This is a genomic window from Enterobacter sp. BRE11 (assembly GCF_031844285.1).
Classification (GTDB): domain Bacteria; phylum Pseudomonadota; class Gammaproteobacteria; order Enterobacterales; family Enterobacteriaceae; genus Pantoea.
Window position 1 is genome coordinate 73789 of the sequence record NZ_JAUZUX010000012.1, and the last position, 22654, is coordinate 96442.

The 22654-nt window shown below is 58.2% G+C and carries 21 protein-coding genes; 9 read left to right on the forward strand and 12 right to left on the reverse strand.

Annotated features, from left to right (window positions below; all coding sequences use genetic code 11):
* Positions 1-2: 2 nt before the first annotated feature.
* The 4 genes from Q9R34_RS14300 to pmbA form a co-directional block, all read right to left on the reverse strand.
* Positions 3-365, reverse strand: coding sequence for an SFCGS family glycine-rich protein (locus Q9R34_RS14300; protein WP_096072111.1), 363 nt, complete (start codon positions 363-365; stop codon positions 3-5).
* A 15-nt stretch (positions 366-380) separates the two neighbouring features.
* A complete protein-coding gene (locus tag Q9R34_RS14305; RefSeq protein WP_434125109.1) occupies positions 381-713 on the reverse strand; it encodes a glycine dehydrogenase in 333 nt (110 codons plus the stop codon).
* A gap of 292 nt (positions 714-1005) precedes the next feature.
* Positions 1006-1392: a cytochrome b562 gene (gene cybC, locus Q9R34_RS14310; protein WP_434125108.1), complete on the reverse strand. Its 387-nt coding sequence runs from the start codon at positions 1390-1392 to the stop codon at positions 1006-1008.
* Between the two features lie 69 nt (positions 1393-1461).
* Complete coding sequence (gene pmbA / locus Q9R34_RS14315; protein WP_434125107.1) at positions 1462-2802, reverse strand: metalloprotease PmbA; 1341 nt, start codon at positions 2800-2802, stop codon at positions 1462-1464.
* Between the two features lie 117 nt (positions 2803-2919).
* Between pmbA and yjgA the strand changes: the two genes are divergently transcribed.
* Positions 2920-3462: a ribosome biogenesis factor YjgA gene (gene yjgA, locus Q9R34_RS14320; protein WP_033754925.1), complete on the forward strand. Its 543-nt coding sequence runs from the start codon at positions 2920-2922 to the stop codon at positions 3460-3462.
* Between the two features lie 40 nt (positions 3463-3502).
* On the opposite strand, the gene Q9R34_RS14325 is transcribed toward yjgA, so the two are convergent.
* On the reverse strand, positions 3503-4243 hold the full coding sequence (locus tag Q9R34_RS14325) for an oligogalacturonate-specific porin KdgM family protein (RefSeq protein WP_434125106.1): 741 nt from the start codon (positions 4241-4243) through the stop codon (positions 3503-3505).
* A 171-nt stretch (positions 4244-4414) separates the two neighbouring features.
* Here Q9R34_RS14325 and Q9R34_RS14330 point away from each other — a divergent pair, with 171 nt between their 5' ends.
* Complete coding sequence (locus tag Q9R34_RS14330; protein ID WP_485894513.1) at positions 4415-4591, forward strand: hypothetical protein; 177 nt, start codon at positions 4415-4417, stop codon at positions 4589-4591.
* Between the two features lie 3 nt (positions 4592-4594).
* Here the strand turns inward: Q9R34_RS14330 and mpl are convergent, their stop codons facing one another.
* Positions 4595-5947: a UDP-N-acetylmuramate:L-alanyl-gamma-D-glutamyl-meso-diaminopimelate ligase gene (gene mpl, locus Q9R34_RS14335; protein WP_434125104.1), complete on the reverse strand. Its 1353-nt coding sequence runs from the start codon at positions 5945-5947 to the stop codon at positions 4595-4597.
* Positions 5948-6115: 168 nt separating this feature from the next.
* Between mpl and fbp the strand changes: the two genes are divergently transcribed.
* Complete coding sequence (gene fbp, locus Q9R34_RS14340; protein WP_434125103.1) at positions 6116-7120, forward strand: class 1 fructose-bisphosphatase; 1005 nt, start codon at positions 6116-6118, stop codon at positions 7118-7120.
* Between the two features lie 85 nt (positions 7121-7205).
* Here fbp and Q9R34_RS14345 read toward each other — a convergent pair whose 3' ends face one another.
* A complete protein-coding gene (locus Q9R34_RS14345) occupies positions 7206-8765 on the reverse strand; it encodes a methyl-accepting chemotaxis protein (protein WP_434125102.1) in 1560 nt (519 codons plus the stop codon).
* Positions 8766-8920: 155 nt separating this feature from the next.
* On the opposite strand from Q9R34_RS14345, the gene Q9R34_RS14350 reads away from it, so the two are divergent.
* The 3 genes from Q9R34_RS14350 (at position 8921) to ppa (ending at position 10484) form a co-directional block, all read left to right on the forward strand.
* Positions 8921-9334 (forward strand): lysozyme inhibitor LprI family protein, encoded by a 414-nt coding sequence (locus Q9R34_RS14350; protein WP_434125101.1) that lies wholly within the window; start codon positions 8921-8923, stop codon positions 9332-9334.
* Between the two features lie 70 nt (positions 9335-9404).
* Positions 9405-9854 carry a DUF441 domain-containing protein gene (locus Q9R34_RS14355; protein WP_434125100.1) on the forward strand — a complete coding sequence of 150 codons (450 nt, stop codon included), beginning with the start codon at positions 9405-9407 and terminating at the stop codon, positions 9852-9854.
* 99 nt (positions 9855-9953) lie between these two features.
* Positions 9954-10484: an inorganic diphosphatase gene (gene ppa, locus Q9R34_RS14360; RefSeq protein ID WP_434125099.1), complete on the forward strand. Its 531-nt coding sequence runs from the start codon at positions 9954-9956 to the stop codon at positions 10482-10484.
* A 401-nt stretch (positions 10485-10885) separates the two neighbouring features.
* Here the strand turns inward: ppa and Q9R34_RS14365 are convergent, their stop codons facing one another.
* The 3 genes from Q9R34_RS14365 to tamA are packed head-to-tail and all read right to left on the reverse strand — an operon-like array spanning position 10886 to position 16727.
* Positions 10886-11242, reverse strand: coding sequence for a gamma-glutamylcyclotransferase family protein (locus Q9R34_RS14365; RefSeq protein ID WP_033754905.1), 357 nt, complete (start codon positions 11240-11242; stop codon positions 10886-10888).
* Between the two features lie 2 nt (positions 11243-11244).
* Positions 11245-15015 carry an autotransporter assembly complex protein TamB gene (gene tamB / locus Q9R34_RS14370; RefSeq protein WP_485894518.1) on the reverse strand — a complete coding sequence of 1257 codons (3771 nt, stop codon included), beginning with the start codon at positions 15013-15015 and terminating at the stop codon, positions 11245-11247.
* Positions 15012-16727 carry an autotransporter assembly complex protein TamA gene (gene tamA / locus Q9R34_RS14375; protein ID WP_434125297.1) on the reverse strand — a complete coding sequence of 572 codons (1716 nt, stop codon included), beginning with the start codon at positions 16725-16727 and terminating at the stop codon, positions 15012-15014. The genes tamB and tamA overlap by 4 nt, the downstream gene beginning before the upstream one ends.
* A 469-nt stretch (positions 16728-17196) precedes the next feature.
* On the opposite strand from tamA, the gene paeA reads away from it, so the two are divergent.
* Complete coding sequence (paeA, locus tag Q9R34_RS14380) at positions 17197-18525, forward strand: polyamine export protein PaeA (protein WP_434125097.1); 1329 nt, start codon at positions 17197-17199, stop codon at positions 18523-18525.
* A 32-nt stretch (positions 18526-18557) separates the two neighbouring features.
* Here the strand turns inward: paeA and Q9R34_RS14385 are convergent, their stop codons facing one another.
* Positions 18558-18764 (reverse strand): DUF1107 domain-containing protein, encoded by a 207-nt coding sequence (locus tag Q9R34_RS14385; RefSeq protein WP_033754894.1) that lies wholly within the window; start codon positions 18762-18764, stop codon positions 18558-18560.
* Between the two features lie 315 nt (positions 18765-19079).
* On the opposite strand from Q9R34_RS14385, the gene Q9R34_RS14390 reads away from it, so the two are divergent.
* A complete protein-coding gene (locus tag Q9R34_RS14390; RefSeq protein ID WP_485894521.1) occupies positions 19080-19634 on the forward strand; it encodes a YtfJ family protein in 555 nt (184 codons plus the stop codon).
* A gap of 30 nt (positions 19635-19664) precedes the next feature.
* On the opposite strand, the gene cysQ is transcribed toward Q9R34_RS14390, so the two are convergent.
* Entirely contained in the window at positions 19665-20405 is a 741-nt protein-coding gene (gene cysQ / locus Q9R34_RS14395) for a 3'(2'),5'-bisphosphate nucleotidase CysQ (RefSeq protein WP_434125095.1), read from the reverse strand.
* 272 nt (positions 20406-20677) lie between these two features.
* On the opposite strand from cysQ, the gene Q9R34_RS14400 reads away from it, so the two are divergent.
* Positions 20678-22621, forward strand: a complete 1944-nt coding sequence (locus tag Q9R34_RS14400) for a bifunctional 2',3'-cyclic-nucleotide 2'-phosphodiesterase/3'-nucleotidase (protein ID WP_485894523.1) — start codon at positions 20678-20680, stop codon at positions 22619-22621.
* The last annotated feature ends 33 nt before the right edge of the window (positions 22622-22654 follow it).

Here is a 22654-nt window from a genome sequence, read left to right on the forward strand (position 1 = left end):
TATCAGCTGCCGTGCTTCTTGTTCCAGGCCTGCACCAGCCGCTCGCCCAGCTCTTCTTTGTCCATAAAGCCGAAGCCGAGCACATTGGCGCCTTCGTTGATGGCGGTGACGCCTTCGTCAACGGAACGCATACCGTGGCGCGCCTTATAGCCATATTTGTTCTGCGCGGTGATGGCGCCTGCGCCGCCGCTGCCGCAAAAGGAGATGCCGAAGTCGGCATTTTCCGCTTTCATTACGTCACCCAGCTTCATATCCGCCGCAACGCCCGGCACCACGACGGCGCGGCCGCCCGCCTTTTCCACGCCCGCCGCAACTTTCTGTCCTTTACCTAAACGATCGCCAATCACTACGGTTACCATGATGATTTCCTCTTTATAGAGTCAGTTAGATCGAGCTACTTCTATATGGACGGAGAGAAGCCAGGCCTCTTCGCGCGGCAGATTGCCGAAGAGATCGACCACCTGCTGCGCCAGCTGCATGGTCTCCGGCGAAATATCTTCAAACAGCTCCGCTTCCACCTCAGGAAGGGGTTCGCCGGTTAGCGAGCGCAGCGCCATGGCGCGTACGTGCGACGCCAGCATCTGCTGCTGCACCGCGTTGGGCGCGATATGGTGCTGGGTGTAGATCGCCGCGATTTGCGCCATCACCTTGTCGGCCAGGGCCTGAATCTCTTCCGGCGTTGCCTGCCGTACCGAAGCTCCGTTACTGCTCACCTTGCTACTCCTGTTCACGAAAATTCGCGTTGCGAATAAATTACGGCGTGACAAGGTGGAAGTGCAGACGCACTTTTTCCGCATGTAAGTGGAAATCGCAGGGCAGGCTGTGCGCCAGATCGCAGGGCGCACGGATTGTGTGACAGAAGCCGCGCTATGCGCGTCTTCAACAGTAAATAGCGGGTATCAAAAGAGAATCGTGCAGGCAGCGGCGCACGGCGCGGCAGTAAAATGGAACGCGATAAGAAAAGCTGATGATAAGACAGAGCCGGTCGCGCGACCGGCCCGAGCGTTAGCGGAACTTTTTATGATTAGCGTTGCGGATCTCCGCCAGCTTCTTCGCTTCGGTTTTGGCGCCGTCCAGATTATTGGCCTGCGCCAGCTTGTCGACCACATCAATCTGCGCAATCAGCGAGTCCAGTCCCGCATGGTAATCCTTGATCTGCGCGCTGTCGGCCGGCTGCCCTTCAAGTTTGTCCGGCGTCGATTTCTTCGCATCCTGCGCCGCCTGGCGCATCTCGCCCAGCGCTTTATGCATCTCCTGCGCGTCGTCGGTTTTCATCACGGTATTCAGCCCGTCTTTCAGCGTATCCATATCATTTTCTAAATCCGCCGCATACAGGCTGGCGCTTCCAGACAACAAGGAGAGAGTCAACATTGCAATCACACGCTTACGCATCGGAATATCCTTTTTATTGTGGGTAAAAAAAAAGCAGCCAGAGCGGCTGCTTTCAGGAAGCGAGTTCTGTTATTGTCCGGCGATTTTCATCTCCGGCAGCAGCACCGAGCCACATTGTATGTTGCTGCGGGTTTCAATGTCGTTACCCACCGTGACGATATTGCGCCACATATCCTTGAGATTTCCTGCAATAGTGATCTCGCTCACAGGATACTGAATTTCGCCGTTCTCAACCCAGTAGCCAGCCGCGCCGCGTGAATAGTCGCCGGTAATGGCGCTGACGCCCTGCCCCATCAGTTCGGTCACCACCAGGCCGCGGCCCATCTGCCTCAGGAGATCCTCAAAGCTGCTGCCCTGCCCGGCGATACGCCAGTTGTGGATGCCGCCCGCGTGGCCGGTGCTTTTCAGGCCCAGCTTGCGCGCCGAGTAGCTGGTCATCAGCCAGGTTTGCAGCACGCCATCCTTCACGATGTCGCGCGCCTGGGTGCGTACGCCTTCGCTGTCGAACGGCGTTGACGCCAGCCCTTTCAGCAGATGCGGCTGCTCCTGAATAGTGAGCCATTCCGGCAGGATCTGCTGGCCGAGGGCGTCAAGCAGGAAGGTCGATTTACGGTAGACGCTGCCGCCGCTGATGGCGCCGACCAGATGGCCGAAGAGCCCGGTGGCGACTTCCGGCGCGAAAATCACCGGCGCTTTCATGGTAGATAGCTTGCGCGGCGCCAGCCGCGACAGCACGCGACGCGCGCACTCTGCGCCTACCCAGTCGGGGCTTTGCAGATCCTCGAAGGCGCGGCCGATGGTATAGGCGTAGTCGCGCTCCATATCGCCGTCCTGCTCGGCAATAACGGAGCTGGAGAGCGAATGACGGCTGGAGCAGTAGCTCTGCAGCAGGCCGTGGCTGTTACCGAAGACTTTAATACCGACGTGGCTGTTGAAGCTGCCGCCTTCGGTATTGGTAATACGCGGATCCGCTTTCAGCGCCGCCTGCTCCGCCTGCGCGGCGAGCTCGATGGCGCGATCGGCGTCGATCTCCCAGGGATGATAAAGATCGAGATCCGGCGCGTCGAACGCCAGCAGATCGGCATCCGCCGGGCCGGCATAAGGATCCGTCGAGGTGTAGCGCGCGATATCGATCGCCGCCTGCACGGTGCGTTTGATCGCCTCCGGGCTGAGGTCGGTCGATGAGGCGCTGCCCTTGCGGTTCTGATGATAAACGGTGATGCCGAGCGCGCCGTCGCTGTTGAACTCGACGTTCTCCACTTCGCCGTAGCGGGTGCTGACGCCGATTCCGGTGGTTTTGGTCACTGCCACTTCCGCGCCGTCGGTGCTGGCCTTCGCCAGATCGAGCGCCTGCGCCACTGCCTGTTCCAACACTTTTCGCTGTTCTGCAACCTGAGTAGATACGTTCATCGGCCTGCCGTCTAATCTTAAGTATGAAAGTTTTGAGTCTATCAGAGTCAGAGAACAATTTCGCAGTCACCCGATAAACTGATAGGATTAGCCTCTTTTTTTAGGGGAGCCCAGAAAATGACCAAACAGCCCGATGAGTGGCTCGACGATGTGCCGGATAATCAGGAAGAAGAAGATGAAGAGATTATCTGGGTCAGTAAAAGCGAAATTAAACGCGACGCTGAAGAGCTAAAACGCCTGGGTGCCGAACTGGTCGATCTGGGCAAGAACGCCCTGGAGAAGATCCCGCTGGATGAAGAGCTGCTGGCCGCCGTCGAGCTGGCGCAGCGCATCAAGAAAGAGGGCCGTCGCCGCCAGCTGCAGCTGATCGGCAAAATGCTGCGCTCGCGCGACGTCGATCCGATCCGTCAGGCGCTGGACAAGCTGAAGAACCGTCACAACCAGCAGGTGGCGCTGTTCCACAAGCTGGAAGCGCTGCGCGATCGCCTGATCGAACAGGGCGACGAGGCGATGAACGAAGTGATTACGCTCTATCCTCATGCCGATCGTCAGCAGCTGCGCAGCATGATCCGCAACGCGCAGAAAGAGAAAGCAGGCAATAAAGCGCCTAAATCGTCACGTCAGATTTTCCAGTATCTGCGCGAGCTGGCGGAAAGCTAAGCTACGCCGAGGCGGGCAAGGCTGCCCGCCAGAATAGCGGTTAACGATAGTTGTAGAGAATGCCGGCGCGCAAACGCAGCTGGCGTTCGCTGGAAGTCGACGCACGGCCGATATCGCCGAAGGTCACATAGGGTACCCAGGCGCGATCGTTACCGAGTGCGTAGTCGAACTGCAGCTCCTGCTCATAATCATCGTGTTTATTTGCGAAAAGCTTCGCGTCCGCATGCTTATAGACCAGCTTATAGGTCGTGGTCAGCCGATCGCTTTTATTACGTAAATAGAGGTCGAAGCGATTCGCGGTGCGATGACGATCGGTATCGCAATAATCGATGCCGCCGGTACGACACTTATCTTCATGCGCATAGTCGGTCAGCTCAAGGCGATAAAGTCCGCCAACAAACCAGCGGTCGTTAATTTTATACCAGGGCGCAACGCCAAATTTCCATTCGGTGCGCGCAGAATTAAACTCCGGCTGAATAAAGGGCGAGATCGTCCAGCGCCCCCAGTAATAAGATTTCAGAAAGGTCACTTCGACCACGTTCAGCACCGTGTCGTTATAAAATTTATCTTTAGGATCGGCACCGCCGGTTTTATATTTGGTCTCAATACCGATAAACATATCATTGGGCAAGGTCGTGCTGAGCCCCAGTTTGTCATAGTGCGTGCGGTCACGTAGCCGATACTCATGGCGATAATCCACCGTCGCGGTCGCCAGCGCCGCTGCGGAGCTGAGCAGCAGCGCCATGCCCAGAGAGGCGCGTAATAGTTTACTCTTTCCCATAATAACATCCTTATTTAAACGCGTGAGGCAGCTTAAATAAACGAGCCTGCCTACAATAACGATTAACCTGTAATTAACCCGCATACCAAAATAAGCATGATTGCATCATGAACACCTGTTATTTACCTCATTAACGGGAAAGCTGTTATTTCTTATATGGCAGCAGGTCTGATGCTAAAAAGTCTTGCGGCGGCAATCCTTTCTTTTTTTGACAACAAAGGAAAAAATGTGGCAATAGCGGAGAGAGTAGAGAGATCGGTTTCAAATATTAGCGCGACGGTTTGTGAAAATAAAAAAGAAACCGGCGTGAGCGATGAAATAAAAAGGTGCCTCGAAGAGGCACCCTGAGCGTTAAGCGAGCCGATCCAGTAGCTTCTGATGAATGCCGCCAAATCCGCCGTTGCTCATAACGAGAATCGAATCACCTGGCTGTGCAGCTTTCGCGACCATCTCTACCAGCGTGTCGATATCGGCGCTCCAGTGCGCCGGCGGCATACAGGCTTCGGCCACGTCGGAGACTTGCCAGGGAATATGGTGCGGCTGAAACAGAAACACCTCATCCGCGCGCGCCAGCGAAGGCGCCAGATCGTTTTTGCTGACGCCCATTTTCATGGTGTTAGAGCGGGGTTCCAGCACTGCCAGAATACGTGCCCGGCCGCCGACTTTGCTGCGCAGCGCCGATAAAGTCGCCAGAATTGCCGTGGGGTGATGAGCGAAATCGTCATAGACCTTGATGCCGTTGACGTCACCGCGCAGCTCCAGGCGGCGGCGCGCATTAATAAAGCCGTCGAGCGCCTGCGCCGCGTCTTCAGGCTTGACGCCGACGTGACGCGCGGCGGCGATCGCCATCAGGCCATTATGCATGTTGTGCTCGCCCACCAGCGACCAGTTCACCTCACCGACCTTTTCACCGTCGAGCAGCACTTCCCAGCGCGAGGCGTCCTGCACCAGCTTCTTCGCCTGCCAGCGGCCGCCCTCGCCGACGCTTTCCTGCTCGCTCCAGCAGCCCATCGTCATCACCTGGCGGATGTTGTGGTCGTGCTCTGGCAGCACGATTTTTCCCTGGCCCGGCACGATGCGCACCAGATGGTGGAACTGCTTCTGAATGGCGCGCAAATCGTCGAAGATGTCCGCATGATCGAACTCAAGGTTATTGAGGATCAGGGTGCGCGGGCAGTAGTGAACGAATTTGGAACGCTTGTCGAAGAAGGCGCAGTCATACTCATCCGCCTCGATGACGAAGAATGGACTTTTTCCTAATTTTGCCGAGACGTCGAAGTTGCCGGGCACGCCGCCGATGATAAAGCCCGGCTCCAGTCCGCACGACTCCAGTATCCAGGCTACCATACCAGAGGTGGTTGTTTTGCCATGCGTTCCTGCTACTGCAACCACCCAGCGATCGCGCAGCACGAAGTCATGCAGCCACTGCGGGCCGGAAAGGTAGGGAATGTTGCGCTCCAGCACGGCTTCTACGCAGGGGTTGCCGCGCGTCATGGCATTGCCGATGATAACGAGGTCCGGCGCGGGGTCGAGCTGAGAGGCGTCGTAACCCTCTGTTAATTCAATGCCTTGCTGCTCAAGCAGCGTGCTCATCGGCGGGTAAACGTTGGCGTCCGAACCGGTCACCTGATGGCCAAGGGAACGTGCCAGCATCGCCAGACCACCCATAAACGTGCCGCAAATCCCAAGGATATGAATACGCATAACGAGATCCATTACTCAAAAGTTCGGCGCACAGTGTAACCCCGCTCGCAGAGTTAAGAAACGGATTAGGACTATGGTTTTTGAAGTTCATTCGGCTAAACTGCGTACGCAAACGTTGGCGGTTTGCCAGGCAGGCTGCCACTCCATCGAAGATTCAGGGAATGTGTTATGAAAACGTTAGGCGAATTTATCGTCGAGAAACAGCACGACTTTCCTCACGCAACAGGTGAACTGACGGCGCTAATTTCCGCTATTAAGCTGGGCGCGAAAATCATCCACCGTGACATCAATAAAGCCGGTCTGGTAGATATTCTCGGCGCAAGTGGCGTTGAAAACGTTCAGGGCGAGCAGCAGATGAAGCTCGATCTCTTCGCGAACGAGAAGCTGAAAGCGGCGCTGAAGGCGCGCGGCATCGTGGCGGGGATTGCCTCGGAAGAAGAGGACGAATTTGTAATCTTCGAAGGAGTGGAGCACGGTAAATACGTGGTATTGATGGATCCGCTGGACGGCTCGTCCAATATCGACGTTAACGTCTCTGTCGGCACCATTTTCTCTATCTACCATCGCGTTAGCGCGCCAGGCACGCCGGTCACCGAAGCGGACTTCATGCAGCCGGGCCACAAGCAGGTTGCAGCGGGCTACGTGGTGTATGGCTCTTCGACCATGATGGTCTACACCACCGGCTGCGGCGTCCACGCCTTTACCTACGATCCGTCACTCGGCGTCTTCTGCCTGAGCCACGAGCGCATGACCTATCCGCCGACGGGCTACACCTACTCAATTAACGAAGGCAACTATATTCGTTTCCCGCAGGGCGTGAAGAAATACCTGAAGTTCTGCCAGGAAGAGGATCATGCCTCACATCGTCCTTACACCTCGCGCTACATCGGCTCGCTGGTGGCGGATTTCCACCGCAACCTGCTGAAAGGCGGCATCTATCTCTACCCGAGCACCGCCAGCCACCCGAACGGCAAACTGCGCCTGCTCTATGAGTGCAACCCGATGGCGTTCCTCGCCGAACAGGCTGGCGGCAAGGCGAGCGACGGCAAGAACCGTATCCTCGACCTCCAGCCGGAAACCCTGCATCAGCGCTGCCCGTTCTTCTGCGGCAATGACGCGATGGTCGACGACGTTGAGCGCTTCCTGCGCGAATACCCGGACGCCGCGCAGTAATTAAGAGTGGGCGATTGGGCCACCTTATTCGCGTAGCAGCGTAAACGCACAGACGACAAGGGCGCGAATCTCGCGCCCTTCTCTTTTACGCCGTTTCCAGCCGGAACAGCGATACCGTAGCTTGCAGATGCTGCGACTGCGCCTCCAGCGACTGGGTTGCCGCCGTTGCCTGCTCAACCAGCGCCGCGTTCTGCTGCGCCGCCTCATCCATCTGCGTCACCGCCTGATTCACCTGCTCGATACCGCGGCTCTGCTCGTCAGACGCCATGGAAATCTCCTTCATCAGCGTTGTGACGCGCATCACCTCGCTGGCGATCTCATCCATGGTTTCGCCCGCGCGCGTCGCCATATCGCTGCCCTCTTTGACCCGCGTCTGCGACTCCGAGATCAGTCCGCGGATCTCTTTCGCTGCGTTGGCGCTGCGCTGCGCCAGCGTGCGCACCTCATTAGCCACGACGGCGAAGCCGCGCCCCTGCTCGCCCGCGCGCGCCGCTTCTACCGAGGCGTTCAGCGCGAGGATATTGGTCTGAAAGGCGATGCTGTCGATCACGCCGAGGATATCGCCGATGCGGTTCGCGCTGGCGGTGATCTCCTGCATTTTCTCCATCACGTAGCTGACCACTTCTGCGCCGCGATCGGCGGTGCTGGAAACGCTGCTCGCCAGCTTATTCGCCTGCTGCGCGTTGGCGGCATTAAGGCGCACCGTGGCGGTGAGCTGCTCCATGCTGGCGGCGGTCTGCTCCAGCGACGCCGCTGACTCTTCGGTGCGTTGGGAAAGATGCACATTGCCCGCTGCCAGCTCGCGACTGCCGACGTCGATCTGCTGGCTGGCGTGGAGCACCTGGCTCACCTGAGCGCGCAGCGCCTGCTGCATCACTCCTAGCGCGCGGTTAAGGCGGCCCAGCTCGTTGTCGCCCGCAGGCGGCAGCGTCCGGGAGAGATCGCCTGCCGCAACCTGCTCAAGATGGGTAATGGCGCGGTTAAGCGGCAGCAGCAGCAGGCGGCGCATCAGCACCCAGGCCAGTACGAACAGCAGCAGGGTCAGCGCCACCGCCGCGCCGATAAGCGCCTTCATCAGCGTTTCGTGCCAGGCTGCCTGCGCCAGCTGCGCGTCGGTGACCTGATCGGCATAGCTGCCGAACGCCGTCACCGCGCTGCTGTAGTCCGAGGCAAGCTTAGCGAGATTGCCCTCCAGCACGCTGTAATATTCGTCGGTGTACTGCTTTTCCAGCGCATCCATGATGGGTTTGATGCCCTGCGCCAGGTAGGCGTTCCAGGTGGCTACGACGGCGTCAGCCAGCTTTTTGCCCTGCGCCGTCACCGTCCCGGCCGCAATAAACGCCTTCATGCTCTTCTGCGACGCCTGTACGTCAGCCTGCGCCTGTTTCACCGAGGCGGCGCCCTCGTCCAGCAGGCCAATCTCGATTTTGCGCACCGCCAGCGCGGCGGTGGCGCGCGCGCGCATCAGGTCGCCGTTACTTTGATAGAGCGCGTTAAGTTCGATACCCTGGATGCGGTTAATCACATCCAGCGATCGGTTTCCTTTGTTAATGGCAATAATGCCCATGACGCTGACCGCCAGCAGCAGCAAGGTCATAAAGGCGAGTAAAGCTAATAATCCTGTGCGTAGTGAGAGCTTTTTCATGATGTTGTTTTCCGTTTGCTTATATAAAGGCAGAAAATCCAGTCGCCCTAAAACGTACAAGTTATCGGCAATTGCGTAAGGAAACTTTACCGACGTTGATGGTCATTTCCCTGATGATCACCCACGCTTAACCTTTCTTAATAAGGATTCACAGCATGAAAAAAGGTATTGCCGCCGCCGGGCTGCTGCTCTGCACCTCTGCGCTGGCACAGCAGAGCCCGATCGATCATACGCTGGCGCAATGCCTCAACGGCGCCTCTACCACCCTGGCGATGGTGTCATGCTACGACCGCGCCAGCCAGGCGTGGGATAGCGAGATGAACATGCAATATGGTCAGTTAATGAAGAGGCTCACCGGCGAGCCTAAAAATAAGGTGCGCGGTGCGCAGCGTCAGTGGCTGGCGTATCGCGACAGCTGGCAGTCGGCAAGCGCGGCTTATTTCAACAGCACGCAGGGCACGCTGGCGCAGATTTCGCTGGCGGCGCAGCGCGTCGATCTGGTGCGTAATCAGGCGCTGTTGCTGCGCGCAATGAATAAAGGCAGTTGCGCCGACGGCGGCGATTGTTGATAAATGGAGACGGTTGTTTATTCACGCGTCGGCATCGGCTGGCGCATCCATCTATTTTCAGGGAGAAATTATGGCTGCGTACGCCTCTACCCTTATTCTTATCGGCCTCGCGGTCCTTAGCTATTTTGTTCACAACAGTGCAGTCACTATCTCTATTGTGATCCTGCTGGCGATCAAGCTCACCCCGCTGTCGCAGTTCTTTCCCTACGTCGAGAAACAGGGCATCCAGCTCGGCATTATTATCCTGACGGTCGCCGTTATGGCACCGCTTGCCAGCGGTTCACTGCCCGCCACGTCTCTGCTGAAATCTTTCGTCCACTGGCAGTCGATCGTGGCGATTCTGGTCGGCATTTTTGTCGCCTGGCTGGGCGGGCGCGGCGTGAGCTTTATGAGCGCGCAGCCGTCGGTCGTCGGCGGCCTGTTAATCGGCACGGTGATTGGCGTCGCCTTCTTTCGCGGCGTGCCGGTCGGACCACTGATTGCTGCGGGGATCGTCTCGCTGTTCGTCGTCGCGAAGTAGGACGAGGAGCATTCCGAAAGGTCAAAATTGGGGCATACTTTCCCAGGCAGTTGGCTATAATAGCCGACACTCAACATGTGACTATTGAAGGAATGCCCGATGAGTTTGAACCAGGTGCCTGCCGGTAAAGAACTGCCAGAAGATATCTACGTTGTCATTGAGATCCCGGCCAACGCCGATCCGATCAAATATGAAGTCGACAAAGATTCCGGCACCCTGTTCGTAGACCGTTTTATGTCTACGGCGATGTTCTATCCGTGCAACTACGGTTATATCAACCACACCCTGTCACTGGATGGCGATCCGGTTGACGTGCTGGTTCCGACCCCGTATCCGCTGCAGCCGGGCTCCGTGATCCGCTGCCGTCCGGTTGGCGTGCTGAAAATGACCGACGAGTCTGGCGAAGATGCCAAACTGGTTGCCGTGCCGCACACCAAGCTGACCAAAGAGTACGATCACATTAAAGATGTGAACGACCTGCCGGAACTGCTGCGCGCGCAGATCACCCACTTCTTCGAGCAGTATAAAGCGCTGGAAAAAGGCAAATGGGTGAAGGTTGAAGGCTGGGACAACGCCGAAGCGGCGAAAGCTGAAATCATCTCCTCTTTCGAGCGCGCTCAGCAGAAATAATCTGACGCCGCCCGATAAAAAACACCGCCCTCTGGGCGGTGTTTTTGTCTGTGCGCCGGATGACTGAGCGGGTGGTATGGGCCGAAGAGCAAAGCGTCCCGCGTCAGGGAAGACGCGGGCCGAGATGGCATGGATGCCGCTTTTTGCGTCTTTGCGATCGGCCTGTATCACCCGCTCTTCAAAGCCGCAGATAAAAAACACCGCCCTCTGGGCGGTGTTTTTGTCTGTGCGCCGGATGACTGAGCGGGTGGTATGGGCCGAAGAGCAAAGCGTCCCGCGTCAGGGAAGACGCGGGCCGAGCTGGCATGGATGCCGCTTTTTGCGTGTTTGCGATCGGCCTGTATCACCCGCTCTTCAAAGCCGCAGATAAAAAAACACCGCCCTCTGGGCGGTGTTTTCGTTTATGCGTCTGACGGAGGATCGTCGCGCCGTAGCCAGTCGCCGCTGGCGATGCGCTCACGCCCCTTAACCGGGCGCTGATAGACGTAAAGCCATGCGCTGCCGTAAGGCGTTTGCATCAGCTGGCGTTTGTATTCGCCAGCCTTAGTGCGCAATGCATCCAGCTCGCCCAGCGTCGTGGCGTCGATGCGGTAAACTTCACAATAGACGGTTCCTTCGCCCGGGATCACGCCCGGATAATGGCCGAGACTGTAGAGCTCATAGCCCTCAATCTGCATATCCCCCAGCCATTGCGCATTCGTCATCCAGTGACTGTTTCCCTGTTTGCGCCGTAAACTGCCGTAGACAATTATTCGCATTGCTAAAACTCAAACTGATAAAGCAGATCAAGCGCCTGGTCCACACCAGACACGGCTTCCAAATAGAGTTTGGGCATCAGGCGATAACGCAAGGTTAAGGTCGCCAGTGAATCAAATATGCCGACACCATATTTTACTTGTAGACCCGGCAGCACATAGCCGCTGACCTGCACCTGCTGGCTGTCGCCAACGCCGGTCGTATCCAGGGCAAGATTGCTGACGCCGAACGTCTCGCCAATTTTACCCACAACCTGACCACTTTGTGCAACCCCCAGGCCAATTAAGGCGGAGGTTAATGCGTTACCGTCGCCGTCTGAGCCCAGTCCCTGGCCGCGCAGCAAGTAGGAAAGCGCCTCCTGCTGCGACATCGCCGGATCGGAGAAAATTTCCACCTTTGGCTCATCCGCCAGCCCGGTCACGCGCAGGCCGGCCGTCACGTCATCCTCTGTCGCTTCGGGGTTACGAATCGCTTCCAGGTTGATATAAGGCTGATCCGGCGGGCCAGCGAACTGCAGCTCGCCTTTGCGCACGATCAGATCCTGGCCATAAGCGTGGAAACGGCCGGACGGGATATTGATCTGGCCGTTGAGGCCCAGACCGGTTCTGTCCTGCACCACTTTCAGGTCGCCGTTAAGCTTCGCCTTCAGGCCAAAGGCCGATAGCCGCACATCGTTGCCGACGTGGACGACCAGATTGCTGTTAATCGGGATAGCGGCGGTTTTCGGCTGAATGGGCTGCAGATTTTTATCCAGCAGCACTTCATCCGAGGAGACGCCGGTGGCGCTCTCCGGCACCTCCTGCACGGTAATGCGCGCCCAGGGAATATCGACACGGCCGTCAAGGCTAAAGGCCGCCGGCGTCGCTTCGAATACCAGATCGGGCGAAACGTCCATGCGCACCATCGGCGGCACGGTCACGCGCACGCGGCTGCCCTGCGCAGCGATGCGGGCGCGCCAGTTGTCGAGCTGACTCCAGTCTGCGTTGCCGTTAAGGTTGAGATTGCCCTGCGCGGTCTGTATCTGGCCATTGAGCGTCGAACTCATGCCGTTGAATACCATATTCAGGTTAGCGTCGGTGAGATCGACCGGCATAAAGTTACCGTCAACGTCGACGCCCTGCAGGCCAAGCTGGCCGAAAAGCTGCGGCTGCTTGATGCTACCGCCAAGGCGCAGCGCGCTGTTCAGGTTGCCCTTAATCTTCTCGCCCTGCATCAGCGCCGGATTGAGCAGCGCCAGAGAGATATTGCGGATGTTGACGTTGCCGCCCAGCGTACGGCGATTTTGTGGATCGTCGATCTGCACGTTGCCGTCGAGCTGGCCATTGTTGGCGATGCGGATCAGCCAGTCGAGATCGGCGCGGCCGTTGCGCAGCGCCGCGTTGAGGTTGAGCGCGCTGAAATCGATGGGCAGCGTATTGCCCTGCACATCCTGCCGCACCTTGACGCCGTTGCCCTTCAGCGAGACGGTGCCGGTCGGCAGCGCACCGTCCGCCGTCCAGTTCACGCGCGCATCGCCGCTAAAGACGCCTGCCAGCTGGGTTTCCTCCGGCAGGAAAGGCTTAATCATCGCGAGGTCGAAACGAGTGAGCTGGATATGCGCGTGACCGCTCGGACCCGCTTCGACTGGCTCTGGCACGCAGAGCTGCGCGTTGGGGTTCTGCCAGCAGTGCGGCCCAATGGTGGCGGTCTGCTTCGCGTTAAGGTAGTCGATCGCCATCGCCCGCGTCAGACGCCACTCGCCCACCGGCGTGTCAAAGCGCGTATTGTTAAGCGTGCCCTGCCAGCGCTGCTGCTGGCGATCGAAGCTGCCGTTAAGCGCCAGCTGGCCGGAAACCGGCTCGCCCTGCACGTTGAGTTTCAGCTGATGCGCTTTTTCATTGCCGTCGGCGTTGAGCGTCAGCAGGCCGATCTTAAGCGCATCCTGCTGCAGCTGCTCGACGCGCAGCTGCAGCTTGCCGGCCACCTGATCGCTGGAGCGCACGTCGCCGTTTAGCGTGACGCGGCGGATCTGCAGCTGCTGCCAGCGCAGGCCGGTGGCGTTGAGATCGGCCAGCAGCTGCGGCGCCTGCAGCGTACCACGCGCCTTGATGGTGCCTCTGGCGACGCCGCCCAGCCCCGGCAGAGCATTGTCGAGATGGGGCGCGTCCACAGTGGCGTCCAGATTAAGCGCGTCGCCCAGCGAGCCTTTGATATCCAGGTTGTTGCGGCCCAGCACAATTTTCACCCCCGGGATATCCCACTGGTTATAGCTGTTGCCTTTCAGCGAGCCTTCGGCGCTGACCGCATTCTGTTTGACGTTGCCCTTCAGCTGCAGCTGCGGCACGCTCATCTGCCAGCTGCCGCCGTAGAGGCTGCCGCGCGTGGCAATTTTGCCGTCCAGCTTCGCCGGCCAGTCGGGATACTGACGCGCCGTGTCGATGCCGGAGAGCGTCAGCTCGCTGCGCCAGCTGATGGCTTTGCTCCAGTCCACCAGCGCCGTCAGGTCGACGTTGCCCTGCAGCGCGCCGATGCGCAGCCTGTCGAGGTTGAACTGCTCGACGTTGCCTTTGCCGTCCAGCGTCACGGTGGCGGGCGGCACGCTGTCGCCCTTCACCGCCGTGCGCAGCGACATCACATAGTCAGTGGCTTTGCCTTTGAACTGGTAGTCGAGATTGTCCGCCTGGTACTGCACCGCGCCGGTCAGCGGCCAGCGCAGCTGCGGGCTGGTGAGGCGCAGCGACAGCGGCAGCCCTGCCTCAGCCAGCCGGGTGGCGGCGTCGAGCTGGGCGCGAACCGGACCAGAAAGATTCAGGCCCAGCTTCAGCTCGTCGCGCATGGCGCCGCCGAGATCCAGCTTGATCTTCTCCCCTTTCAGCGGATCGACGTTCGCCGTGCCGTTAAGCGTAAAATTCACCGGCCAGTTGTCCGCCAGGGTCGCTTCGCCGCTGCCGTTAAGCTGGCCGAGGTTCGAATCGACGTCCAGCGTCTGCAGCTGCAGCCGCCGGTCGGTGGTTTTCGCCTTCAGCAGCAGGCGACTTACCGCAATATCGGTATCGCCGGTGAGGCGCAGCTGTTCGCCGAGGATCTCCTGCACGTCAATATCGAGCGGCAAACGGAAGTCGGGCAGCTCAGGCAGCAGCGGTTTAGCGAACATCGTCTGCAGCGTTTCGCCCAGCGGCTTCTCATCCGGCTGCGGCTGCTGCACCTTCGGCTGCACGACCTCTTCGCTGGCGACCTGCGCCGCTTTCGGCAGCGCCACCAGCAGGCTCTGAATATGGGTCGGATTTAGCGTCAGCGCGCGCCCTTGCCACTGCAGCCCGGTGGTGAAGTCGAGCAGTGAGACAGCGGTGTCGTCAATCTTGACATGGATGTTATGCAGGCCGAGATGACGCAGCGTAATCGGATAAGGGGTGCTGAGATCGCCGCTGCCGCTCTCCTCTTCCGGCGGCGTCTGCTGCGCTGGCGTCATCTTTTTGCTGTCCACCACCACGCTGACATCTTTCAGCGCGATATCGTTGACGCACACCGAGGAGTGCAGCAGGCAATTAAGATCCACCGCCAGATGAAAGGTGCCGGCATCGACGTTGACGCCAGGCATCTCATAGCGCAGCCCGCTGATGGTCAGGTTGCGCCAGCCGCCGTCAACCTGCTTGATCGATAAGCCCGGTACCCAGCGCGCCGCGCCGTTCAGCACCAGATGCAGGCCAGGCGTGGTGCCGATTAAAAATGCCACGCCGCCCAGTAATAGCACCAGAAAAATCAGTACGCCGATCAGGACCTTTTTCCACAGCTTCATAGTTCAGGCCCCAGTCCGATATAGAATTGCAAACCATGCTCCTCGCTGTCGCCAATCGGTCGGGCAATATCGAGCTTGATTGGTCCGACCGGCGATGCCCAGCGCACGCCGAAACCCGCGCCGGTTTTAAAATTACTCTGTTTGATGTCGTTGACCGCTTCGCCCGAGTCGATGAACGCCGCTCCCCACCATTTGCCTGTCACGTTGTACTGGTATTCCAGCGAGCCGGTGGCGAGCTTCGAGGCGCCGGTTAGCTTGCCGTCGTCGTCGCGTGGAGAAATGCCTTTGTATTTGTAGCCGCGAATACTGCGGTCGCCGCCCGCGAAGAAGCGCAGATCCGGCGGCACTTTCTCGAAGTTATTGGTTTCAATCCAGCCGAGGTTACCGCGCGCCACAAAGCGGTGCTTATCCGCCAGCGTGCGGATCCAGACGTTCTGCGCCTGCATAATCAGGAAGTCGACATCGGAGCCCCAAGTGGTGTCGGAGACGTCTACAGAGTAGCGTTGTGAATCTCCCCACGTTGGCATCAGGCCGCCGCGCGAGCGCGTGCGGTTCAGGCTGACGCCGGGATAAAGCAGCATGGTGGTGTTGGTGACGTTACCCTGTGTAAAGTGATCGAGGCTCCACTTCAGGTTGACCGCCTTCTGCCAGCCAGTGCTGTTTTCCCAGTAGCGCGATACGCCGAGCGTGGTGGTGTCGGCTTTGGTGTCGTTTAAATCGGTGCGCTTCAGGCCGCCGGAGAAGATGTAATACTGCTCCAGCGGGCTTTTTAGCAGCGGCACTTTATAGCTTAAATCAAGCTGCTGCTCTGGCGCGGAGAGATAGGCGCTGGCGGCCATGCTATGGCCGCTGTCGTTGACCCAGGGCTTTTTCCACGTCGCCTTCAGGCGCGGCCCAACGTCGGTTGAATAGCCAACGCCGGTTTCAATGGTATTTTCAGTGCGCGGCGTAACGGCGGCGTTGAGCGGCAGCACTTTGCTTTTTCGCCCCTGCGCAAAATCGGGCGCGACCACCACCGAGTTGAACCAGCCGGTGGCCGACAGGCGCCGGTTCAGCTCGGCAAGCTCGCGCGAGCTGTAATAATCACCTTTTTTGAAGGGAACGAGCTTCTCCAGGTAGGCTTCGCGGATCTGCGATCCGGAAAAGCTAACGTCGCCGAAGCGGTAGCGCTGGCCGCTGTCGTAGTCGATATCCCAAAAAGCCTCGCGTCGTTCGACCGACACGCCGAGCTGGCTCTTTTTAAAATTTCCGTCAAAGTAGCCGTTACGCAGCGCCAGACTTGAAAAGCCATTTTTGAACCGGTCATATTCGCCGTGGTTGAGCTGCCGCCCTTTTTGCGGCGTACCGGCTTTCACCCAGGCCCGATAGTCAGGATCGCGCAGCGCGTCGCCTTCCAGCACGATGGTGCTGCCGGCGATTTTCACCGGCTCACCGGGTTTGACATGGGCGATAAGCACCGGCCGTCCGCCCTGCGGCGGCGCGGGACGCGCCTCAAAGTCGATATCGGGCTCGTAGTAGCCGAGCGCTTTAAGCCCCTGCTGGATCGCTTCTGAAACGCGCGCGCGAAAACGGCCATCGTTCGACACTTCATCGGCGCCGATAGTCGAGAGGCGAGCGCGCACATTCCTGTTAAGATCCCCGGTTAAGCCTTGCACCTCAAGGCGCACTTTCGCTGCCTGGGCGACCGGCGCGGCGGCCAGCAGGCAGGTCATAAAACAGACGTGAATTCGTGGCACGCGTACTCCTGTTAATCATGCCGACCCCAATTCCGCGGGGCGTAATAGATCCCTGGATAAGAATATCGCAGCGGCGCAGTCATCATCATAGCCGCATACAGCGGCCTGCGGCTGCGAAAAACGCGAACAAAGTCAAATAGCGCCTTATTGTCGGCAAATGGCCAGAGCGATACAACCGCTGCGCAACAGTTGCGCGCGCCACTCAGATTAATCTGAGCGCAAAGGCGTTGCCGCGAACTCTGGCGGCGTTGAGGGCGCTGCTGCTATAATCAGCGGCGCAGGCGTCGCCTGCTCTGTTTCTGCCCCGGCGCTGCTTCACATCGTCGATAAGGCGCAGACATTTTTGGCACGGACAGCCCAGACTATGAGGTGAGTACGCTCGGTACGCCCTCCAGGCGCGCTGCCCAGGCCAAAAATGACAAGTGGATAACCCTTTGGAAACCCTATGTTAGATAGCTTGCTTGTCATATTGTTGCTGATCGTGATCAGCGCCTTTTTTTCTCTCTCAGAAATCTCGCTGGCGGCCGCCCGCAAGATCAAACTCAAACTGCTGGCCGACGAAGGCAATATTAACGCGCAGCGCGTGCTGAAGATGCAGGAAACCCCTGGCACCTTCTTTACCGTGGTGCAAATCGGCCTGAACGCGGTGGCTATTCTCGGCGGTATCGTCGGCGATGCCGCCTTTTCCCCCGCCTTCAGCAGCCTTTTTAGCCGCTTTATGGAGCCAGCGCTCGCCGACCAGCTCAGCTTTATCTGCTCCTTTATCATCGTTACCAGCTTCTTTATTCTGTTCGCCGATCTGACGCCGAAGCGCGTCGGCATGATCGCGCCGGAAGTGGTGGCGCTGCGCATCATCAACCCCATGCGTTTTTGCCTGCTGGTGTTTAGTCCGCTGGTCTGGCTCTTCAACGGCCTGGCGAACGTCTTCTTCCGCGTCTTTAAGCTGCCGATGGTGCGTAAAGACGATATCACCTCCGACGATATCTACGCGGTGGTGGAAGCGGGCGCGCTGGCGGGCGTGCTGCGTAAGCAGGAGCACGAACTGATTGAAAACGTGTTTGAGCTGGAGTCGCGCACCGTGCCCTCCTCGATGACCTCGCGCGAAAACGTGGTCTGGTTCGATCTGCGTGAAGATGAAACCACGCTAAAGACCAAAATCGCCCAGCATCCCCACTCTAAATTCCTGGTATGCGACGGCGATATCGACCATATCGTCGGCTACGTCGACTCCAAAGAGCTGCTGCTGCGCGTGCTGGGTAACCAAAGCATGGCGCTTAACAGCGGCGTGCAGATCCGCTCGGCGCTGATCGTGCCGGATACCCTGACGCTCTCTGAAGCGCTGGAAAGCTTTAAAACCGCGGGCGAAGACTTTGCGGTGATCATGAATGAATACGCGCTGGTGGTGGGCATTATCACTCTTAATGACGTAATGACCACGCTGATGGGCGATCTGGTGGGCCAGGGGCTGGAAGAGCAGATCGTGGCGCGCGACGAGAACTCCTGGCTGGTAGAGGGCGGCACGCCGATCGACGACGTGATGCGCGTGCTGCATATCGACGAGTTTCCGCAGTCGGGCAATTACGAAACCATCGGCGGATTCATGATGTATATGCTGCGCAAGATCCCGAAGCGCACCGATTTCGTCAAGTTCGCCGGATTTAAGTTCGAAGTGGTCGATATTGACAGTTATCGTATCGATCAGCTGCTGGTGACGCGGATTGACGATCGTCCGCCGGTGATTAACGTGGCGAAAACCACGGAAGCTGAAGAGTAGAAAATCAGAGGGCGCCGTCGGCGCCCTTTTTATCAGTTGAACTCCGCCTGAAGGCGCAGAACCTGACGGTTAATTTCGGACATCACGCTCAGATGCTGAATGTCCTTTACGCGCGGAATCAACACTTTTCCTTTGTCGAATTCGAACGCGCCAACGTCCTTGATATACATCCGTCCTTTGAACAGCGTTTTTACGTATTTCGCTATTTGCAATGGATTATAGCGTTGGAAGATCTTCATGCTGTCTAACTCCTGTACATTTATAAATACGCTTCGCCGTTGCCAAGTTCGGTACGAGCCCATGAAGCGCAAAGTGCCGGTAAACTATAGAACACACCACGATGGTATTGTTCCGAAAACTGAACTTTTTTACTGAATTGACACATCATTACAGAATAGTCTGTTATGTCGCTTTACCAACACAGTATAAATCCAAACTTGTTAAGAGATTGTGGCATACATAGCAAACCTGAAACCTTAACAAGACAGGCGCATCATCCCCGCTTACTATTGCAGAAAAATGACTAACTGGTCCGATCACCGAGGAGACTGATAATGCGACTCGCCTGCACTCTGTTTGCGCTGGTTCTCTTGCCCGGCGCCGTTTTCGCCCACAGCCTGAAGCAAGACCAGCGCGTGCCCGCGGTTGGCGTCGAGGATAAAGGGGAGCTGCTCTATCAACAGGATGATTTCCGCTACCAGCGCTGGAACAGCGCACAGCTCGCCGGCAAGGTGCGCGTGATCCAGCACATCGCCGGACGCTCCTCTGCAAAAGAGAAAAATGCAGCGTTGGTTGAAGCAATCAAAGCCGCCGCCTTTCCGCACGATCGCTACCAGACCACCACCATCGTCAATACCGATGACGCGATCCCCGGCACCGGGATGTTTGTACGCAGCAGTATCGAGAGTAATAAAAAGCAGTATCCCTGGTCGCAGTTTATCGTCGACAGCAAAGGCAACGTAAAGCACGCCTGGCAGCTGGCGGACGCCGGCTCGGCAATTGTGGTGCTGGACAAGAGCGGTCGCGTGCGCTTTGTTAAAGACGGCGCGCTAACGCAGGAGGAGGTGATGCAGGTCATTAGCCTGGTTCGGACGCTGCTGAAATCCTGAAAAAAGGGAGGCGGCAGCCTCCCTTCTTGATCAGAACAGCGAGACGCGGAAGCCCGGATTAAGGAAGGACTCACGCGGCGCGTAATCCAGCGTTTTGCCTGTCCAGTCGTGAACGTGCGCCCCGGCCGCGACGGCGACGGCGTGCCCCGCGCCGGTATCCCAGATATTGGTCGGCCCAAAGCGTGGATAGAGCTGCGCTTTGCCCTCCGCCACCAGGCAGAACTTCAGCGAGGAGCCGATGGCGATGGTCTGATGTTCGCCCAGCTGCTTGAGGTACTCTTTCAACTCATCGTCGGCGTGTGAACGGCTTACCACGACGAGCGGTGGCCGTGCCTCCTGCGCATGGATCTGCGTCCTGTTGCCGCCCTCTTCTTTCCAAGCTTTGCCCTCCGCTGCGGCGTAAAGCACGCCGAGCGCAGGCGCGTAGACCACGCCCAGAACCGGCTTGCCCTGGTCGATCAGCGCGATATTGACGGTAAACTCGCCGTTGCGCTTGATAAACTCTTTAGTGCCGTCGAGCGGATCGACCAGCCAGTAGCGCTGCCACTGCTGGCGCTCACTCCATGAAGGCGGCTCTTCTTCCGACAGCACCGGCACCTCTGGCGTGAGCTGTTTAAGTCCCTGCAGAATGATATCGTGCGCGGCAATATCCGCAGCGGTCACCGGGGAGTTATCGGATTTGCGGGAAACGTCTACCGGCGTCTCCTTTTCATAGATCAGCATGATCGCGTTGCCCGCTTCGCGCGCCAGCTGGCAAATTTGCTCTAACATTTTTCACCTCCTTTTCGGTGGCAGCCGCACGAGGCTATCGTGCGCTACATCGGTTAAATTTTAGCAGCTACATCGCTTCCGCCCGGTCTGCCAGGCGCTAAAGTCTCAATATTTTAATAATATCAATACCATAGATTGCGCTTCGCCGCTATGCCGCGTGCTTGTCACTCTTTTAAACGCGCAAAACGTTAAACCCATCACGTAATCCTCTGACACATCATCATTCTTTTACATTAATTTGAGACACTTAACTTTTTGCAGCAGGAGCACGCATGTTTAAACCGACTATGACCCTTCTGGCGCTGAGTCTCTCATTGAGCCTGCACGCCGCCACCGTTGATCTCCGTTTGCTGGAAACCACCGATCTTCACAGCAACATGATGGATTTCGACTACTACAAAGATACCCCAACCGAAAAGTTTGGGCTGGTGCGCACCGCGTCGCTGATCCATGCCGCGCGGAAGGAGGTGAAGAACAGCGTGCTGGTGGATAACGGCGATATTATTCAGGGCAGCCCGCTCGGCGACTATATGGCGGCGAAAGGCCTTCAGCAGGGCGAAATCCATCCGGTCTACAAGGCGATGAATACGCTGGACTACAGCGTCGGCAACCTCGGCAACCATGAGTTCAACTACGGCCTGCCCTACCTGCGCAAGGCGCTGGCGGGCGCGCGTTTTCCCTATGTGAACGCCAATATCATCGATCTCCAGACCAACCGGCCGATGTTTACGCCCTGGCTAATCAAGACGGTTGAGGTGACAGATCGCGACGGCAAGCCGCAGCAGCTGAAGATCGGGTTTATCGGCTTCGCGCCGCCGCAGATTATGGTGTGGGACAAAGCCAACCTGCAGGGCAAAGTGCGCGTCGAAGATATTACCGAAACCGCGCGTCGCTATGTGCCGCAGATGCGCGCCCAGGGGGCGGATCTGGTGGTGGCTATCCCCCATTCCGGCCTCAGCAGCGAGCCTTACCATGCCATGGCGGAGAACTCGGTCTACTACCTCAGCCAGGTCGAAGGTATCGACGCCATTCTCTTTGGCCATGCGCACGCCGTCTTTCCCGGCAAGGATTTCGCCGCCATCAAAGGGGTCGATATTGCAAAAGGCACGCTGAACGGCGTTGCGGCGGTGATGCCCGGCATGTGGGGCGATCACCTCGGCGTGGTGGATCTGGTGCTGACCAATGAAGCTGGCCACTGGCAGGTCAGCGATCGCAAAGCAGCAGCGCGGCCGATCTACGATGCGGCGCAGAAAAAATCGCTGGCGGCGGAGGATTCGGCGCTGGTGAAGGTGCTGGCGGACGATCATCGCGCCACGCGCGAGTTTGTGGCGAAGCCGATCGGCAAGTCGGCGGACGTGATGTACAGCTATCTTTCACTGGTACAGGACGATCCTACCGTGCAGATCGTCAATAACGCGCAGCGCGCCTACGTAGAACATTTTATTCAGGGCGATCCCGATCTGGGCCATTTGCCGGTGCTTTCGGCCGCCGCGCCCTTCAAGGCGGGCGGACGCAAGAACGATCCGGCCAGCTATACCGAAGTAGAGAAAGGCGAGCTCACCTTCCGTAACGCCGCCGATCTCTATCTCTATCCCAATACGCTGGTGGTGATGAAGGTCAGCGGTGCGCAGGTAAAAGAGTGGCTGGAGTGCGCCGCAGGTCAGTTCAACCAGATTGATCCGCAGCGCCGCGCCCCTCAGTCGCTGATCAACTGGGATTTCCGCACTTACAACTTCGACGTAATCGACGGCGTTAACTACCAGATCGACGTGACTCAACCGGCCCGCTACGACAGCGAATGTCAGCTGATCCATCCAGACGCCTCACGCATTAAAAACCTGAGCTGGCAGGGCAAGCCGGTCGATCCGCACGCCACCTTCCTGGTCACCACCAACAACTATCGCGCCTACGGCGGCAAGTTTGCCGGTACCGGCGATCGCTTTATCGCCTTCGCCTCGCCCGATGAGAACCGTGCGGTGGTCGCGGCCTATATCAGCGCCGAAACCAAAAAACAGGGCGAGGTGCGTCCGCAGGCGGACAACAACTGGCGGCTGGCGCCGATAGAGAGCAGCGTTCCGCTCGATATTCGCTTCGAGACTGCGCCGGGCGAGAAGGCAACCGCCTTTATTCGTAGCCATGCACGCTATCCGATGCAGCCGCAGGGGAGCGATGAGATTGGCTTTGCGCTGTGGAAGGTCGACTTACAGCAGAAATAAGCGCGTAAAAAAGCCAGCCCGAGGGCTGGCTTT